Source organism: Streptomyces glomeratus, from assembly GCF_021462825.1.
Lineage (GTDB): Bacteria > Actinomycetota > Actinomycetes > Streptomycetales > Streptomycetaceae > Streptomyces > Streptomyces glomeratus.
The window spans coordinates 312,009-327,995 of sequence record NZ_JAKEEB010000002.1; the positions used below are offsets into that span (position 1 = coordinate 312,009).

Sequence of the window (15,987 nt, forward strand, 5' to 3'; positions counted from 1 at the left end):
GGGAAAGCGGCGTCACAGCCGCCTGAAAAGAGCCTCGCAGCCGCCTCTGTGGGTTCGGCTGAGAACGCCGAGGGGTTCGCCCGACGGCTACGGCGCGTCCGGATCGAGAGCCGCTCGAGTTTCACTGGAGAGGCGGACGGGACCCACCGCACATGCCGAAAAGGGCCGTCCCCCGAAGGGGACGGCCCTTGTTCGTGTTCCGCGCTGCCGTGCGCCGGGTCAGGAGGGTGCGACCGCCAGGACGACCTTGCCCCGCACATGGCCGGCGCGCACGAGTTCATGGGCCTCTGCGGCGTCGGCCAGCGGGAACTCCGCGCTGACGTGCACCCGTACCTCTCCGCGGTCCGCCATCGCCACCAGTTCGGCGAGGTCGGCCGGGTCGGGGCGGACGAACACATAGCGCCCGCCCAGCCGCGTCACATCGCCGGAGATGGACGCGAGACGGCCTCCCGGCCGCAGCAGCGCGGGCGAGCCGAGCAGGGTGTCACCGCCCATGAGGTCGAAGACGGCGTCGACACCCCCCGGAGCCAGGGCGTGCACCCGGTCGGCGAGCCCGGGGCCGTAGGTCACCGGCTCGGCCCCGAGCGAGCGCAGGAACGCGTGGTTGCGCTCGCTCGCCGTGCCGATGACACGCGCGCCGAGCGCACGGCCGATCTGCACCGCGAGCGAGCCGACCCCGCCGGCCGCCGCGTGCACGAGCAGCACCTCACCGGGGCCGATCCGCAGATGACGGCGGAGCGCCTGGTACGCGGTGAGTCCGGCGGCCGGCAGTCCGGCCGCGGCGCGCCAGTCGAGGGCGCGCGGCTTGTGCGCCAGGGTCCGCACGGGGGCCGCCACCAGTTCGCCGTACGTGCCGCGCTGCATGTGGTCGGCGCGGACGTAGCCGACGACCTCGTCGCCCGGGGCGAACTCGGTGACACCGAGGCCGGTGCGCTCGACCACACCGGACAGGTCGCAGCCCATCACCATGGGGAAGTGCGACTCGAACCAGTCGTCGATGAAGCCTTCCCGGATCTTCCAGTCCGCCGGGTTGACGCCCGCGTACCGCACCCGGACGAGCACGACGTCGGGTCCGAGCCGTGGCTCGGGGAGATCCATGAGTTCCAGGACCTCCGGCCCTCCGTAGCGCTGGATGGCGATGGCCTTCACGGACAAACCCCCTGCTGGAGCAACGACGGTACGCACACCGGGCGATGGCACTCGCCACTATAGGCCAGAGATGAGCCAGAGTTCTGCTTCAGAGACGGGAATTGACATATGACTGAGGACTCGGAGAGAGTCGCGTCATGCTCGTACTGTCCGCCGCAACCGGCAAGTTCGGCACGAACGTTCACCTCGTCGCCGCGGGACCCGGCAATCCGTGTCTGATCATCGATCCGGGGCACGACTCCGCCGACGCGGTCGCCGAGGCCGTCCGCTCCCACCGGCTGGAGCCCGAGGCCATCCTGATCACGCACGGCCATATGGACCACACCTGGGACGCCGTGCCGCTCGCCCGGCGCTACGGCATCCCGGCGTGGATCCATCCGGCCGACCGCTACCAGTTCGGCGCCCCGGCCAAGGGGCTGCCGGACACCTTCCCCCGCGAGTTGCTCGTCGGCCATCCCGACCGGGAACCCGACGAGGTGCGCGACCTTCCGGACGGCGGCGGCGAACTGGACTTCGCGGCGGGCCCGGTCACCGTGCTGCACACGCCCGGCCACACCGGCGGCTCCGTCATGTTCCGCTTCGGCGGCGGCACGGACCCGCTGCTGGCGACCGGGGACACCCTGCTCGCCGACGGCCGGGGACGCGCGGACGCGCCCGGCGCCAGCCCGGCGAGCCTGGACGCCTCCCTGCGCCTGGTCGCCACCACCTGCCCGGACGGCACACGGCTGCTGACCGGACACGGCCCCACCGCCACCCTCAGCGAGACAGGAATCCGATGACGAACACCTCTGAGACCCCCGCGCCCTCCACACCGTCCGGGAGCCGTATGCGTACCGTCCGGTTCGAGTCCTTCGGCGACCCGTCCGTCCTGGCCGTCGCGGAGGTCCCGACGCCGGAGCCGGGGCCCGGGCAGATCACGGTCGACGTCCGGTACGCGGGCGTGAACTTCGCGGAAGTGATGTTCCGGCGCGGCCAGTTCCCGGTGGATCTGCCGCACTTCCCCGGTCTGGAGGCGGTCGGCACGGTACGCGCCGTCGGCGAGGGCGTCACCGGCCTCGAGCCCGGCCAGCGGGTCGCCGCACTCACCCTGGGCGGCGGCGGCAACGCCGAGGTGGTCGCCGTGGGAGCGGAGCACACGGTACGGCTGGACGGCGACCTCGCGGGGCTGGACGGCGCCCTGGCGGCGGGCGCCCTGTGCAACGTGACCACCGCACTCGGCGTGCTCACCTCCGCCGGGCACCTCGCGCAGGGCGAGACCGTGGTCGTCCTCGCCGCCGCGGGCGGGGTCGGTACGGCCGCCGCACAGCTGGCCCGGACGCTGGGCGCGAGCACGGTGATCGGAGTGACCAGCTCCCCGGCCAAGGCGGAGTACGCGCGCGGCTACGGCTACGACAGCGTGGTGTCGTACGACGAGATCGAGCGGGAGGTGGCCGAACGCACCGGCGGAGCGGGCGCGGACCTGGTCCTGGACTCCGTGGGCGGCGCGTTCCGGTCGTCCGTGACCGGTCTGCTCGCGGCGTTCGGGCGCCACGTCGTCTTCGGCAACGCCGCGGCGGAGGACGTCACCTTCGAGGGCAACCACCCCTGGTACACCAACAGCTCGCTGGCCGGCTACAACCTCGGCGGCGTCGCGGGCCGCGCCCCGCACCTGCTCCGCGCCCATCTGGAGCAGGCCCTGGCGGAGGTCGCCAGGGGCACCGTCCGCGTCGACGTGAAGGTGCTGCCACTGAAGGACGTGGCACACGCGCACGAACTGCTGGAGACGCGGGCGTCCACGGGCAAGTACGTCCTGGACGTCCGGGCCTGACCACGTCCGGGACCGACCACGGCGGGGCGGCGGAGCACCCGGCCCGCCGCCTCCCGTACCGACGGACGGAACGTCAGAAGCGCCGCAGACGCGGGGATTGTGAGGCCGGATCGTCACGCCTCCGCCACCACAAGGGGGAGACCGTGATCAAATCGGGGGGGGGCGTGCCGATAGGCTGTGATCCGCTACGGCTCCCCACCATCACCCGCCCCGGCGGAGTCATGGCCGGCGGCGGCCGAGCGGTCTCACGGCATTCGTCTCACGGCATGAGGATGTAACAACAGGTGCTGATCGCGGGCCGGTACGAGCTGAACACCACCATCGGTCGCGGCGCCATGGGGGAGGTCTGGCGGGCATACGACCAGATGCTCGGCCGGCCCGTCGCCGTCAAGGTCCTGCTCGCGCAGAACGCCGACCCCACCGCCGACTCCCGCTTCCGGCTGGAGGCGCAGACCGCGGGACGGCTCCACCACCCGCATGTGGTCGGTGTTCTCGACTTCGGCGAGCACGAAGGCCGGCTGTACCTGGTGATGGAACTGGTGGAGGGCGACAGCCTCTCCCGGCTGCTCGCCGACGACGGCCCCCTGCCCGCGGAGCGCGTCGCGCACATCGCCGCGCAGGCCGCGGCCGGACTCGCCGTGGCACACGAACAGGGCATCGTGCACCGGGACATCAAGCCCGGCAATCTGCTTCTCGACGCGGACGGAACGGTGAAGATCGGCGACTTCGGCATCGCCCGCTTCATGGACGACCCGTCGGGCGCGCTCACGGCGACCGGGCAGATCGTCGGCACGAGTCTGTACATCGCGCCGGAGCGAGCCCTCGGCAAGCCCGCGGGACCGGCCAGCGACGTGTACTCGCTGGGCTGTGTGCTCTACCAACTCCTCACCGGGCAGCCCCCGTTCCGGGCCGACTCCGCGATCGGGATCCTCCACCACCACCTGGACACCGCGCCCGTACCGCCCCGGGAGCTGGGCGTCTCGCTGCCGCCCGCCTTCGAGAACTACCTGCTGGGCCTGCTCGCCAAGCGGCTCGAGGACCGGCCCACCGCACGGCAGGCGGCCGACTGGTTCGCCACCGGCGCCTGGCGGGGCCACCCCAAACCGCTCCCGGCCATCGCCCCGGAACCACGGCACGTCCAGGCGGCCCCGGTACCGCCGCCCGCGCTCCCCCGTACGCAGGCCCGCCCGGCGACGACGTACAAACTTCCGTCCGCCACCCCGGCCCCGGGCCACCGGGCGGCCCACCGCCAGCGCCCGGGGGCCGGGCACCACCGGGAGCGCCCCGGCACGGCGGGCCACCGGGAGCGCCCGTCCGGTGCGGACCACCGGGAACGTCCCGCGACGACGGGTCACCGCGACCGGCCGGCGACCGGCGGCCGGCGCGGGCGGCCCTCGGCGCGTGCGTTCGTCGCGCGGCGGCCGGGCACCGTGGGTCTGATCGCCGCGGCGGCACTGTTCCTCACGGCGATGTTCGTGGGCATGGCGATGTTCTCGCCGGACAGCAGCTCCGCGGAGACCCCCCGGGAGACGCAGTCGAGCCCGGACACGTCGACGCCGTGACCCCGGCCCGGTTCCGGGCCCGGCCCGGGCCCGGAAACTGCAACGCCCTTGCGCACCACGGTGATTACGTTGACTGAACGTTGACCGTTCGAAAAGAAACGGCGGCGGGCGACGACTGTAGGTTCACGCACATGCCCCCACAGCCTCCACGCCTCCCCGTGCTCCCGTACCGCAAGCCCACCCGCGGCCGGGACTACTGGATCCTCGACGACGTCCTGCCGAACGTGGACGAGGTCCGGGCCCGGTGTCTGGCCAAGGGCGAGGACGAATGGACCAAGGGGTACCCCTACACACAGGAGAGCTGGCCGGGGCTGCGGACGATGCCCGGGCTCGAACCGGGCGAACTCGCACGGGTCGAGCGGCTCGTGCGCAAGGAGACCGGCGCGCCGAAGCTGTGGCTCGAGACCGCGCCCGGCGGGGGCACCCTCAACCACAACTGCGTCCAGGTCGTCGGCAAGGACGAGGGCGAGCCGCGTCCGCACACCGACTCACGGGCGCTGTGCCGCTACGCCGCGGTGCTCTATCTCAGCCCGAACATCCCCAAGGACTGCGGCACGAGTTTCTACCGGCAGAGCCTGCCGGGTGGCGTCCTCGGCGGCAACATGGTGCAGGCCCCGCACACCAACCTGGTCGAGGCGCTGGGCACGCGCTATGTCGCCCCGGACGCGTTCACCGAGGACGTGCGCGTGCCGCAGCGCTACAACCGGCTGCTGCTCTACAAGGCCAACATCATGCACAGCGCCACGGGCTACTGGGGAAGCGACCTGGAGGACAAGCGCATGACGGCCGTCTTCTTCTGGATGGCCTGAGCGCCCTGCGGTCGGCCGTCAGCGGGACGGGGCCAGCGGCAGGTCGTCCGTGTACGCGTTCACCGGCCGGACGATCCGCTCGACGGTACGCGCGTCGAGCGCGGCGGGCGCGGAACGCGTGCCCAGGGTGCCGCCGGGGTGCCAGGTGCCCGTGACGGCCACCCAGGTGTCGGCGGGCAGGGCCGGCTTCCCGTACACCCGCACCTTCACGGACTGGGCGTCCGCGGCGCAGCACGAGAAGATGATCCGGGTCAGGTACCAGCCGCCGCCCCGCTTGTCGGGCGTGACGAAGCCGGTCATCCGGATGCTGCGGCCCTTGACGGCCTGCTCGCGGTCCTGCTGCACCCGGGTGGTGAAGTCCGTGAGCGTCATCGGCAGGGGCGAGGTCCGGGGCAGCGGATCGAAGTGCTCCTGCTCCTTGACGGCCTTGGGCGCCTCCCGGGCGGCGGTGTACGCGCCGAGGGCCGGTGGGGCGTAGAAGAGCAGGCTCAGCACGGGCAGGAACAGAAGCCAGGCGATCCGAGGAGTGCGGGAGTGGTCGTGGCCACTGTGAGCATGACCGCCGTGGCCACTGTCACCGTGACCGCCGTGGCCGTGGCCACTGTCGCCGTGACCGTCATGGCCGTGGCCCTGATCGCCGCGCCCCCGGCCCGACGCCGCGTCCAGCAGGCCCAGTACGAGCAGCAGCGCCCCCGACGCGATCAGCATCGGCCGGAGCCCTTCCTTGACGTACCTGAGGCACAGGTCGGTGAAGAGCGAGGCATGCAGCAGGCCGAGGCCGCCGAGGACGAGCAGGGTCACCTGGACGGGCCGTTTCACAGCAGAACCCCTCCTATCAGCGAGCTGCACAGGACCGCGACGACGGTCGTCGCGGCGGAGAAACGGGCCGCGAAGGCCCGGCCGAACGTGCCCGCCTGAAGCGCGATCAGCTTCAGGTCGACCATCGGCCCGACGACCATGAACGCCAGCCGCGCGGTCGGCGAGAACCCGCTCAGCGAGGCGGCCACGAACGCGTCGGCCTCGGAGCACACCGCGAGAACGATGGCGAGCCCGGCCAGGAAGAGCACCGACAGCCAGGGGGAGCCGGAGAAGGTGTCGAGCACGGAGCGCGGCACGGCCACGTTGAAGGTGGCCGCCGCCATGGCCCCGACCACCAGGAAGCCGCCCGCGTGCAGGAAATCGTGCTGGAAGCCGAGCCGGAACTCCGTCCAGCGGCTGTTTCCCGGCTGGTGTCCGGTGTGCCGCACGGCCGGCCTCAGCCATTCCTCGCGGCCCAGCCAGAGCCAGAGCCAGCCCATCACGGCGGCGGTGGCCAGCGAGGCGAGCAGCCGGGCCAGCACCATGGCGGGGCTGCCGGGGAAGGCGACCGCGGTCGCCGTCAGGACGACCGGGTTGATGGCGGGGGCCGACAGCAGAAACGTGAAGGCGGCGGCCGGAGTCACCCCACGGCGGATCAGGCTGTTCGCGACCGGCACCGACGCACACTCACAGCCGGGGAGCACGGCACCGGCGACACCGGCGACCGGGACGGCGAGCACGGGCCGGCGGGGCAGCACCCTGCTGAACACCCGTGCCGGCACGAACGCGTTGATCGCGCCGGACAGGGCGGTGCCGAGCAGCAGAAAGGGCAAAGCCTGCACGACGATGGCGAGGCAGACGGTCCGCCAGGCCTGCATGGCCGGCTCGTCCAGCCACCGCACGAGGAGGAGCAGCACGGGACCGGCGAGGACGGCCGGCCCGAACAGAAGCGGCCAGGGCAACGGCCGCCGGCCGCCCGCGGGGCCGTCGGCGGTCGCCGCGGGGACCGCGACGCCCGGCTCCGCCTCCGCGGCCCGTGTGTCTGTCTTCTGCATGCCGACCCCGAATGTGCGATGTCCGGATCGAACATACCGGGTCCCGAGCCACACCCCCGCACCGCCACGCCTCCTCGTGTTCGCGGCGGGATCCGGCGGCGCGGGGCCCGTCCGGTGTGACGGCCCCCACAGTGCGAGGGCGCGGATTTTGCCTGTCGAAAAGGTTCCGGGCCCCGTTCGCGCGCGTATCCCTGGGCGTTCGAACAATCAGGAGGTGCCATGCGCATTTCACGGAACGCGGCGGGAACCCTCTTTGTGGCGGGGGCCCTCACGCTGACGCTGACGGCTCTCGTCTATCCCTCGATGCTGGGCGTGCAGACCGTGTCGAGTGCCCCCTCGCGTGTGATCGCCAACACCTCGTGGGGACCGCTGACCGACGCGGACCGCGACTTCGTCGTCAAGGTGCGGGCCGCCGGTCTGTGGGAGTTCCCCTCCGGGGAACTGGCCGTGAAAAAGGGCACGATCCCGGCCGTGCGCACCGCCGGACAGCACCTGATCAACGGACACTCCAACCTCGACGACACCTGCCGGAAGGTGGCCACGCAGCTGGGCATCACGCTGCCGAACCAGCCGAGCCCGCAGCAGCAGGGCTTCGTGGCCACGCTGACCTCGGACCAGGGCAAGCAGTTCGACCAGGACCTGGCGAACATCCTGCGCGTGACGCACGGCCAGATCTTCCCGGTCATCGCCAACATCCGGGCCACCACGAAGAACACGCTGGTCCGCCAGCTGGCCGACCAGGCGAACGACACCGTTCTGGACCACATCACGGTGATGGAGCAGACGGGCCTGGTGAACTTCGACTCCGTGCTGTTCCAGGAGACGACGCCGCCGAAGCTCCCGAAGAGCAGCATGACCCCACCGGCCCCCGCGCCCGGTGAGCCCACGGTCATCCTCTCCCCGCCCCCGGGCTTCACCCCGCCGCCGTCGACCACCCCGTCCCCGGCCCCGACGACGGGCTGACCTCAGGGACTCCCGACGGCCCGGACACCCGGGCCGTCGGCTCTCCGGTTCTCCGGCTCTCGGGGCAAGAAGTGGGCCCGGCGCTCATCGGGGGAATTGAGCGCCGGGCCCGTGGAGGATGGTCAAAGGGACGCCGGAGGCGTCATGTGCGGGTGCGCGAGGTACGGCGCCGGGTGGCGACCGCGATGCCCGCCCCGGCCGCCACGAAGGCCGTGACACCCGCCGCGAACGGCAGAGCGTCGCCGCCTGCCGTCCCGAGCAGGCGGCGTACGGTGACGCCTTGCGCACTGGACATGCGTTCCCCCAGCTTCGTGGGCTCCGGCCCGGACCAGGGAAGCGGGCAGCGCGAAACCGCCGGGACCGTGGCCGGGAAAGAGTGGTCGAAGAAAAACACCGGGCTCACTGGTTACTTGAGCCACATTTCGAGCACATAGTCGATCACCCCGCTCTGGCTGTCAACCTCGTTGAAACAGCGACGAGTTCGTCGACCCGTCACGTTTCGGCCACATCGGGAACGAGACCATCCGGTCTTGTGGTGACGGCCGCCACCCTCGAACCGCGGCCCGAGCACATGACTCCATACGGGTGACTTCCGGACTCGGCCGGTGAGTTTGGGAACTTCTTTACCTTTACGGTCGGTTCAACGGGCAGCGGGGCGGCGCACGGCGCGAGCGGGCGTCGGCCGGTGCGGACGGACGACGAAGGCGATCAGTGAAGGAGCGGCACCGGCATGGTGTTCAAACGGCTGCTGGGGGCGATCGGTGTGACAGGCCCCTCGGTGGACACGGTCCTGGGCGATGGCGCGGCACAGCCCGGCGGGGCGCTGACCGGGCAGGTGCATCTGCGTGGCGGCGGTTCGGCGGTGGAGATCGAGCACATCGGGCTCGAGCTGGTCGCGCGCGTGGAGGCGGAGCACGAGGGGGGCCAGAGCGAGGGGGCGATCCCCTTCGCGCGGTTCACGGTCGGCGGTGGATTCCGGGTCGGCGAGGAGGAGCAGCGCAGCGTCCCGTTCAGCGTGACCCTGCCGTGGGAGACACCGGTCACCGAGCTGTACGGGCAGCGACTGGGCATCGTCCTCGGCGTGCGCACGGAGCTGGCGGTGGCCGGCGCCAGGGACAAGGGCGACCTGGACCAGCTGGCGGTGCGCCCGCTGCCGGTCCAGGAGGCGGTGCTGGAGGCCCTCGGGCAGCTCGGCTTCGGCTTCCGCTCGGCCGACCTGGAGTACGGCCGCATCGCCGGCACCGGACAGCAGCTTCCCTTCTACCAGGAGATCGAGCTGACCCCGGCCCCGCGGTACGCGCACATGGTGAGCGAGGTCGAGCTGACCTTCCTCGCCTCCGCTGAGGGCGTGGAGATCGTCCTCGAGGCCGACAGGCGCGGCGGCCCGTTCTCCTCGGGCCACGACACCCTGGCCCGCTTCACGGTCCACCACCACGAGGTCCACACCCGCGACTGGAACGCGGAAGTCGACGGCTGGGTCGGACAGTTGGTGCAACACCGGGCCGCCTACGGAGCGCAGACGCCGTACGCGGCCCACACCCCCCACACCGGCGACCACGGCGGGCACCACGCAAGCCACTACGGCGACCACCACGCAAGCCACTACGGCGGGCACCACGGCGACCATCACGGCGGGCACCGCTCCGGACCCGGCATCGGCACGGCGGTCGCCGCGGGTGCGGCGGGGCTGGCGGTCGGGGTCGTCGGCGGGATGGTGGCGGCCGAAGTGGTGGACGAGATCGGGGACTTCTTCGAGGGAGAGGAGGACGAGGGCGGGGAGGGCTGACCCGTCCGCCACGCCCCCACGGCACCCGGGGAGTTGCTCACTCCCCGAGGAAGGCGTCGATCAGGGCGAACGTGGCCTCCGGCTGTTCGATGTGGGGCAGATGACCCGCCTCGGCGACGGACTGGAAGCGGCCGTCACCGAACGCGGCGGCGTAGGCCGCGCCGTACCCGGGCGTGACGATGCGGTCGCTCTCGCCCCACAGCACCAGCGCGGGGATCCGGACGCGCCCCAGGCGGCCCAGCAGCTTCGGGTCGTGCATGTACGGGTCGCCCGCGACGGTGCGCAGCGCCGCCATGTCGGCCTTGCGCCGGGCGAGTTGCGCGGCCGGGACTTCTGCCGGGTCGACGTAGAAGCGCTCGGAGTCGTGGTAGGCGTACTCGGCGACGCCGCGGGCGTCGAGGGCGAAGAAGTCCCGGATCGGTTCGCCCTCGACCGCGACTCCGACGGCGTCGATCAGTACCAGCCGGCCGAGGAGCCCCGCCTGGTCGCGGACGGCCATCTCGGCGGCGATCCAGCCGCCGAGCGAGGAGCCCACGACCAGTACGTCGCGCAGCCCCCGGTCGTGGAGGAGGTGCAGATAGGCCAGGGCGAGATCGTCGACGCCGGTGAACCGGTCGGGACGGGGTGTGCCGTTCCAGCCGGGATGGGTGGGGGTGACGACGTGCGCGGTGCGTGCCAGGTGGGCGGCGAGTCCGGTGACGGTGTCCGGCCCTCCACCGCCGTGCAGGAGCAGCACCGGGCGCCCGGTCCCCGATTCGGCGAGGGTGAGGCCCGGTTCGGACCGGACGGCGTGCGTGTGGGATGCAGTCATGCCCCGAGACTAACTAAGCATCTTTATATAAGCAAGCTTAGTTACAGTGCTACCCTGGCCCCATGGCCCCTGAACTGCAGTCCCTCGGAAGAGCCGTCAAACAAGCCCAGTACCGTCAGCACCGGGCCCTCGACGGCCGGCTCGCCGGTGTCGGGACGACGCTCGCGCAGTGGGACGCGCTGCGTGCGATCAGCCGTTCCCCCGGGGCGCACGCGCGGTCCCTGGCGGCGGCGACGTTCCAGAGCGAGCAGGCGTTCGGCACGCTGGCCGGCCGGCTGGTGGCCCAGGGCCTGGTCGAACGGCGGCCGGGACAGGGCCGCCGTATCGAGCACCACCTCACACCGGCCGGGGAGGAGATCCTGAAAGCGGGGCACCGGATCGCCGACGAGGTTCTGGCCGAGTGCTTCGCGCCGCTGTCCGAGGCCGAACGGACGACCCTGCTCGGCCTGCTGCACCGGCTCACGGAGGAGCGGCCCGAGGACTAGCCGGAGCCGCCTGTTCCAGTGCTGCCGTGCCGGGAGGACACCACCGAGGGGTTGCCCGCGGCGCCCCCGGACCCGCCGTCGTCCGGTGGCGGCGTCCGCCCCGGCACCGGCGTGCCCCGGCCGTCCTCGACGACGACCACATCCCCCACGCTCAAGCGCTCGTACACCCACTTGGCGTCCTCGACACCCAGTCCGATCCAGCCGTTCGTCGTGTCGTAGTTGCCGGGCGCCTTGCTGTCGTAGGTCAGACCGCCGAGAAAGGTGCTCGTGCCGTCGTCCGCGCTCAGTTCGACCACCCAGGGGACCTTGACGCTGTAACTGCCCTTGAAACCCACGGCCTTGCCCGGCTGCGTCATGATCTCCCGTCGGGCGGTGACCGTCATCCGGCCCGTCGGGGTGCGGGTGTCGAACGTGCCCGCGGACACGCGCAGTACGCGGTCACCGATGACGAGAACCCGCCGGGCCAGGTACACCGTGGCGGAGGGCGCGGCATGCGTGCTCGGTGTGCCGGTCGAGGCCGGGGAAGGCCTCTCGTGCGGACCGGGACCGGTGAGGTTGAGCAGCAGCGCGACACCGAGGGCGGCCACGGCGGACACACCGGCTGCCGCGACGGCCGCACGGCGACGGCGGCGTACGCCCGCCCGCCGGCGGACCTCCGCGCCGGGCACGCGGGGCGGCATCTGCCCGGACTCGGCCAGTTCGCGCAGCCCGGTGGTGAGGTCATCGGACACGGTCGTCCTCCCTCTCCCCGTCGACGGTGGCCATTTCCCGCGCCAGTGCCGCCCGGCCCCGGGACAGCCGCGCCTTGACCGTGCCCACCGGAGCACCGGTTTCGGAGGCTACCTGCTCCACACTCAGGTCGCACAGATGGTGCAGAACCAGGGCCATCCGCTGCGCCTCGGGCAGTTTGCGCAGAGCGGCCACGAGCGCGGTCCGCTCGGGATCCGGACCGGGCGTGTGCTCCGGGGGCGGAGTACGCCGCACCAGTTCCAGCCAGCGTCGCGTCCGCCGCCAGCGGCTGACCGCGAGCCGCATCGCCACGGTGCGTATCCAGGCTTCGGGCGCGCCCTCGGCGAGGAACTCCCGCCGCCGGTCCCAGGCGCGGACGAACGCCTCCTGCACGACGTCCTGCGCCTCTCCGTGGTCCCCGGTGAACGCATAGAGCTGGCCGGTCAGCCGGGGAAAGGCGGCGGCGTAGAAAGCATCGAACTCTTCCTCGGTCATGCCCCCGCCCCGTGCTCGCTCATGGCCCCGCCCCGTGCTCGCTCATGGCCCGTCACGGGGGTCTTCCGAACTCCCGGGCCTCCCGTGCAACCCGCCCGGCTCCCCCGTGCGTACAGGTCCCGTACGCCGCACATCGAAACACACCACAGGGGGAACAGGATGACCACCAGAGCCAGGAGCCGGCGCCGAGCGTCCGCCCGGACGGCCGCGATCGCGTGCTCGCTGACAGCGCTCACGGCACTCGCGGCGCTCACGGGCTGCGCCCGGACGCAGGTACCCGCCACGGACACCGGGGCCGCAGCGGCCGGCCGGCCGAACGCGACGGCGACGGCCACCGCCCGGCCGAAGCCCGCGCCCGAGCCGCTGAAGAAGCTGGCCGGCGCACACATCAACATCGCCGAAGGGCAGACGGTCGGCGTCGGCATGCCGGTGTCCGTCACCTTCGGCCACCCCGTACCCCGCGCGGAACGCGCCGATGTCGAAAGGCAGTTGAAAGTCGTCGCCACGGTCGAGGGCTCCTGGAGCTGGGTCGCGGATCGCAATCTCTCCGACGGACGGCGCGTGGACTTCCGTCCCCGTACCTACTGGAAACCCGGCACGCAGGTCACCGTGCACGCCGGCTCCGGCATCACCCGGCACTTCACCGTCGGCCGCTCCCTCGTCGCCACGGTGGACGTGCGCACGCACACCATGAGGATCGTCAAGGACGGCACGGCGCGGACCGTGCCGATCACCGCAGGCGCACCCGGCATGGACACCTGGAACGGCACCATGGTCGTCTCCGACAAGGCGCCCAGGGTCTACATGGACTCGCGGACGGTCGGCTACGGCGACGCCTACGCGGGCTACTACGCCTACGCCGTCCACCTCACCGCCTCGGGCACCTACCTCCACCAGAACCCGAAGGCGGACACGTACGCCGGCCGCCGCAACGTCACCCACGGCTGCGTGGGTCTGGCCACGGACGGCACGGCGAAACGGTTCTACGACGAGGTCGTACCCGGGGACGTGGTGCGGGTGGTCGGCTCGAGGGAGACCGTCGCGCCGGGCAACGGCTACGGCGACTGGAACGTCGGCTGGGCCGACTGGCGGGCCGGTAGCGCCCTCGCGTGAATCGAACGCCGGCCTGCGGTCAAGGCCGTTCGGCGTGACGCTCCTTGCCCGGACGCCTCCGACCGGCAGCGCGGCCCGGCCCACGACCACTCCGGGCGAGCCCGCGCTGTCGGTGGCGGCTGAGAGGCTGGACGGATGGACCGTGATGACGAGCAACTGCTGCGCGGCCGGATCTACGGCCGCGACCACGACGATCCCGACCCGGGCCCACGCCCGGGACGCCGCTACGCCGAACTGGTCGGCGGACCGCTGGACGGCCTGCTCCTCGACATCACCGGCTGGACCCGGGACGAGATCGGCACCGGGGTCGCCCTCCCCACCGAGCTGGGCCGGTTCGGCGCCGGCGGCCGGGCCGTGTACGACCCGCGCCCCGGCGACCAGCGCCGCTTCGACTGGTCCGGCGACATTCCCTGACCGCACACCGCAGGGCGGCGGGGTGGCGAACGGGTCGCGGGTGAGGATCCGCAGCCTCGAACGGCCCCCACCGCTGGCCTCCGGCACCGCGCGCCCCGAAGCTGGCTCCATGGACGCCGCGCCCCGTGACGGACTGCCGCCCTTCGAGGACCTGACCGACTTCGAGAACGCCGACCGCGGGTTCGTCGCCGCTCTCGTCCCCGCGGTGGTGACGGACGGGGACGGGCGGGTGGTGTGGGACGGGGACGCGTACGGGTTCCTCGACGGGGACTGTCCGGGCACCGCGCACCCGAGCCTGTGGCGTCAGTCGCAGCTGTGCGCGCGGCAGGGGCTGTACGAGGTGACCGAGGGCGTGTACCAGGTGCGTGGACTCGGTCTGGCCAATATGACGCTCGTCGAGGGTACGAGGGGCGTCGTAGTCGTCGATCCGCTCGTCTCCGCCGAGTGCGCCGCGGCGGCCCTCGCCCTGTACCGGAGCCACCGCGGGGAGCGGCCCGTCACCGGGCTCGTCTACACCCACTCCCACGTCGACCACTTCGGGGGCGCCCGGGGTGTGCTGCCGCGCGAGGCGGAGGCCGGGGTGCCGGTGCTGGCGCCCGCCGGGTTCCTGGAACACGCGGTCAGCGAGAACGTGCACGCGGGGCCCGCGATGTCCCGCCGCGCCGCGTTCATGCACGGCACCCGGCTGCCGAAGGCGCCCGACGCGCACATCGGAACGGGTCTCGGCACGACCCTGTCCACCGGTACGGTCACCCTCGTCCCGCCGACCCTCGACATCACGCACACCGGGCAGCGGGAGACCGTCGACGGCGTGCCGATCCTGTTCCAGCCGACCCCGGGCACCGAGGCGCCGGCCGAGATGAACTTCCTCTTCCCCGAGCGGCGCGCCCTGTGCCTGGCCGAGAACGTCACGCACACCCTGCACAACATCCTGACCCTGCGCGGCGCCCCCGTCCGCGACGCCCGTGCGTGGTCCCGCTACCTCGACGAGGCCATCGACCTCTTCGGTGACGCCTACGACGTGGCCTTCGCCTCGCACCACTGGCCGACCTGGGGGCACGAGAACGTGGTCCGGCTGCTGGCCGAGCAGCGGGATCTGTACGCGTATCTGCACGACCAGACCCTGCGGCTGCTGAACGACGGTCTGACGGGCGCGGAGATCGCGGAGGAGCTGCGGCTGCCGCCCGCGCTGGAGGGCGCCTGGCACGCGCGCGGCTACTACGGGTCCCTGAACCACAACGTCAAGGGCGTCTACCAGCGGTACCTGGGCTGGTACGACGGCAACCCCGCGCACCTGTGGGAGCATCCGCCGGCCGCCCTCGCCAGGCGGTACGTGGAGGTGGCGGGCGGCCCGGAGGCGATGCTCGCGGCGGCCCGCCGCTACGCCGACGCCGGTGACCTGCGCTTCGCCGCGACGCTCCTCAACCACCTCGTCTTCGCCGACCCGGACGACGAGCAGGCGAAGGAGGCGCTGGCGGGTGTGTACGAGCGGCTCGGGCACGGCGCCGAGAACGGGCCCTGGCGCAACATCTACCTGACCGGCGCGCTGGAACTGCGCGAGGGGACGGGCGGCTCCGCCGTCATCGGCGACACCGCCGGAATGACATCGGCGCTCACCGTGAGCATGCTGCTCGACGCCATCGCGGTCCGCATCGACGGGCCCCGCGCGGCGCAGGAGCCACGCCTGGTCATCGACCTGGTCGTGATCGACGAGCAGTGCCGGCACCGCATCAATCTGGAACACGGCGCGCTCACGCACCGCAGCCTGCCGCTGCACCGCACACCGAAGCCGCACGCGGGCCTGACCCTCACCCTGACCCGTCCCGAACTGCTGGGTCTGCTGGCGGGCAGCGGACTCGCGGGCATCGAAACGGACGGCGACCGGGACCTGCTGAAACGGCTGTTCTCGTATGTGACGCGGCCGGAGAAGGACTTCGCGATCGTCACGCCGTGAGAGGGGGCGGACCGTCGCCGCCGGTCGGCGGCCGCACGCCACCGGGACAGCCGGTCT

17 protein-coding genes are annotated in these 15,987 nt (G+C 72.3%); 10 read left to right on the forward strand and 7 right to left on the reverse strand.

Features of this window, described 5'->3' with window-relative positions; all coding sequences use genetic code 11:
- Positions 1–219: 219 nt before the first annotated feature.
- Positions 220–1,149, reverse strand: a complete 930-nt coding sequence (locus LZ604_RS03460; RefSeq protein ID WP_234512485.1) for an NADP-dependent oxidoreductase — start codon at positions 1,147–1,149, stop codon at positions 220–222.
- Between the two features lie 137 nt (positions 1,150–1,286).
- Here LZ604_RS03460 and LZ604_RS03465 point away from each other — a divergent pair, with 137 nt between their 5' ends.
- From LZ604_RS03465 to LZ604_RS03480, 4 genes are all read left to right on the forward strand, one after another.
- The gene (locus LZ604_RS03465) at positions 1,287–1,928 is read left to right on the forward strand and encodes an MBL fold metallo-hydrolase (protein ID WP_234512487.1); all 642 of its coding nucleotides are present in this window, start codon (positions 1,287–1,289) and stop codon (positions 1,926–1,928) included.
- Complete coding sequence (locus tag LZ604_RS03470; RefSeq protein WP_234512489.1) at positions 1,925–2,956, forward strand: quinone oxidoreductase family protein; 1,032 nt, start codon at positions 1,925–1,927, stop codon at positions 2,954–2,956. Before LZ604_RS03465 ends, LZ604_RS03470 begins: the two co-directional genes overlap by 4 nt.
- A gap of 284 nt (positions 2,957–3,240) precedes the next feature.
- Complete coding sequence (locus LZ604_RS03475; RefSeq protein WP_234512491.1) at positions 3,241–4,518, forward strand: serine/threonine-protein kinase; 1,278 nt, start codon at positions 3,241–3,243, stop codon at positions 4,516–4,518.
- Positions 4,519–4,649: 131 nt separating this feature from the next.
- The gene (locus tag LZ604_RS03480) at positions 4,650–5,327 is read left to right on the forward strand and encodes a DUF6445 family protein (protein ID WP_234512493.1); all 678 of its coding nucleotides are present in this window, start codon (positions 4,650–4,652) and stop codon (positions 5,325–5,327) included.
- An 18-nt stretch (positions 5,328–5,345) separates the two neighbouring features.
- On the opposite strand, the gene LZ604_RS03485 is transcribed toward LZ604_RS03480, so the two are convergent.
- A complete protein-coding gene (locus tag LZ604_RS03485; protein WP_234512495.1) occupies positions 5,346–6,146 on the reverse strand; it encodes a TIGR03943 family putative permease subunit in 801 nt (266 codons plus the stop codon).
- Positions 6,143–7,180, reverse strand: a complete 1,038-nt coding sequence (locus tag LZ604_RS03490; RefSeq protein ID WP_234512497.1) for a permease — start codon at positions 7,178–7,180, stop codon at positions 6,143–6,145. Before LZ604_RS03490 ends, LZ604_RS03485 begins: the two co-directional genes overlap by 4 nt.
- A gap of 219 nt (positions 7,181–7,399) precedes the next feature.
- On the opposite strand from LZ604_RS03490, the gene LZ604_RS03495 reads away from it, so the two are divergent.
- Positions 7,400–8,143, forward strand: a complete 744-nt coding sequence (locus LZ604_RS03495) for a DUF4142 domain-containing protein (protein ID WP_234512499.1) — start codon at positions 7,400–7,402, stop codon at positions 8,141–8,143.
- Positions 8,144–8,285: 142 nt separating this feature from the next.
- Here the strand turns inward: LZ604_RS03495 and LZ604_RS03500 are convergent, their stop codons facing one another.
- Positions 8,286–8,438, reverse strand: a complete 153-nt coding sequence (locus LZ604_RS03500; RefSeq protein WP_234512501.1) for a hypothetical protein — start codon at positions 8,436–8,438, stop codon at positions 8,286–8,288.
- A gap of 435 nt (positions 8,439–8,873) precedes the next feature.
- On the opposite strand from LZ604_RS03500, the gene LZ604_RS03505 reads away from it, so the two are divergent.
- Entirely contained in the window at positions 8,874–9,929 is a 1,056-nt protein-coding gene (locus tag LZ604_RS03505; protein WP_234512503.1) for a sporulation protein, read from the forward strand.
- A gap of 37 nt (positions 9,930–9,966) precedes the next feature.
- On the opposite strand, the gene LZ604_RS03510 is transcribed toward LZ604_RS03505, so the two are convergent.
- Positions 9,967–10,740 (reverse strand): alpha/beta fold hydrolase, encoded by a 774-nt coding sequence (locus LZ604_RS03510; RefSeq protein WP_234512506.1) that lies wholly within the window; start codon positions 10,738–10,740, stop codon positions 9,967–9,969.
- Positions 10,741–10,802: 62 nt separating this feature from the next.
- Between LZ604_RS03510 and LZ604_RS03515 the strand changes: the two genes are divergently transcribed.
- A complete protein-coding gene (locus tag LZ604_RS03515; RefSeq protein ID WP_234512508.1) occupies positions 10,803–11,225 on the forward strand; it encodes a MarR family winged helix-turn-helix transcriptional regulator in 423 nt (140 codons plus the stop codon).
- Here the strand turns inward: LZ604_RS03515 and LZ604_RS03520 are convergent.
- Positions 11,222–11,956 carry a L,D-transpeptidase gene (locus LZ604_RS03520; protein WP_234512510.1) on the reverse strand — a complete coding sequence of 245 codons (735 nt, stop codon included), beginning with the start codon at positions 11,954–11,956 and terminating at the stop codon, positions 11,222–11,224. The two genes, LZ604_RS03515 and LZ604_RS03520, sit on opposite strands and share 4 nt — an antisense overlap.
- The gene (locus LZ604_RS03525) at positions 11,946–12,449 is read right to left on the reverse strand and encodes a SigE family RNA polymerase sigma factor (protein ID WP_234512512.1); all 504 of its coding nucleotides are present in this window, start codon (positions 12,447–12,449) and stop codon (positions 11,946–11,948) included. The genes LZ604_RS03520 and LZ604_RS03525 overlap by 11 nt, the downstream gene beginning before the upstream one ends.
- 159 nt (positions 12,450–12,608) lie before the next feature.
- Here LZ604_RS03525 and LZ604_RS03530 point away from each other — a divergent pair, with 159 nt between their 5' ends.
- From LZ604_RS03530 to LZ604_RS03540, 3 genes are all read left to right on the forward strand, one after another.
- Positions 12,609–13,562 carry a L,D-transpeptidase gene (locus tag LZ604_RS03530; RefSeq protein ID WP_234512515.1) on the forward strand — a complete coding sequence of 318 codons (954 nt, stop codon included), beginning with the start codon at positions 12,609–12,611 and terminating at the stop codon, positions 13,560–13,562.
- 135 nt (positions 13,563–13,697) lie between these two features.
- On the forward strand, positions 13,698–13,976 hold the full coding sequence (locus LZ604_RS03535; protein ID WP_234512517.1) for an MDR/zinc-dependent alcohol dehydrogenase-like family protein: 279 nt from the start codon (positions 13,698–13,700) through the stop codon (positions 13,974–13,976).
- 109 nt (positions 13,977–14,085) lie between these two features.
- The gene (locus tag LZ604_RS03540; RefSeq protein WP_234512520.1) at positions 14,086–15,930 is read left to right on the forward strand and encodes an alkyl/aryl-sulfatase; all 1,845 of its coding nucleotides are present in this window, start codon (positions 14,086–14,088) and stop codon (positions 15,928–15,930) included.
- The last annotated feature ends 57 nt before the right edge of the window (positions 15,931–15,987 follow it).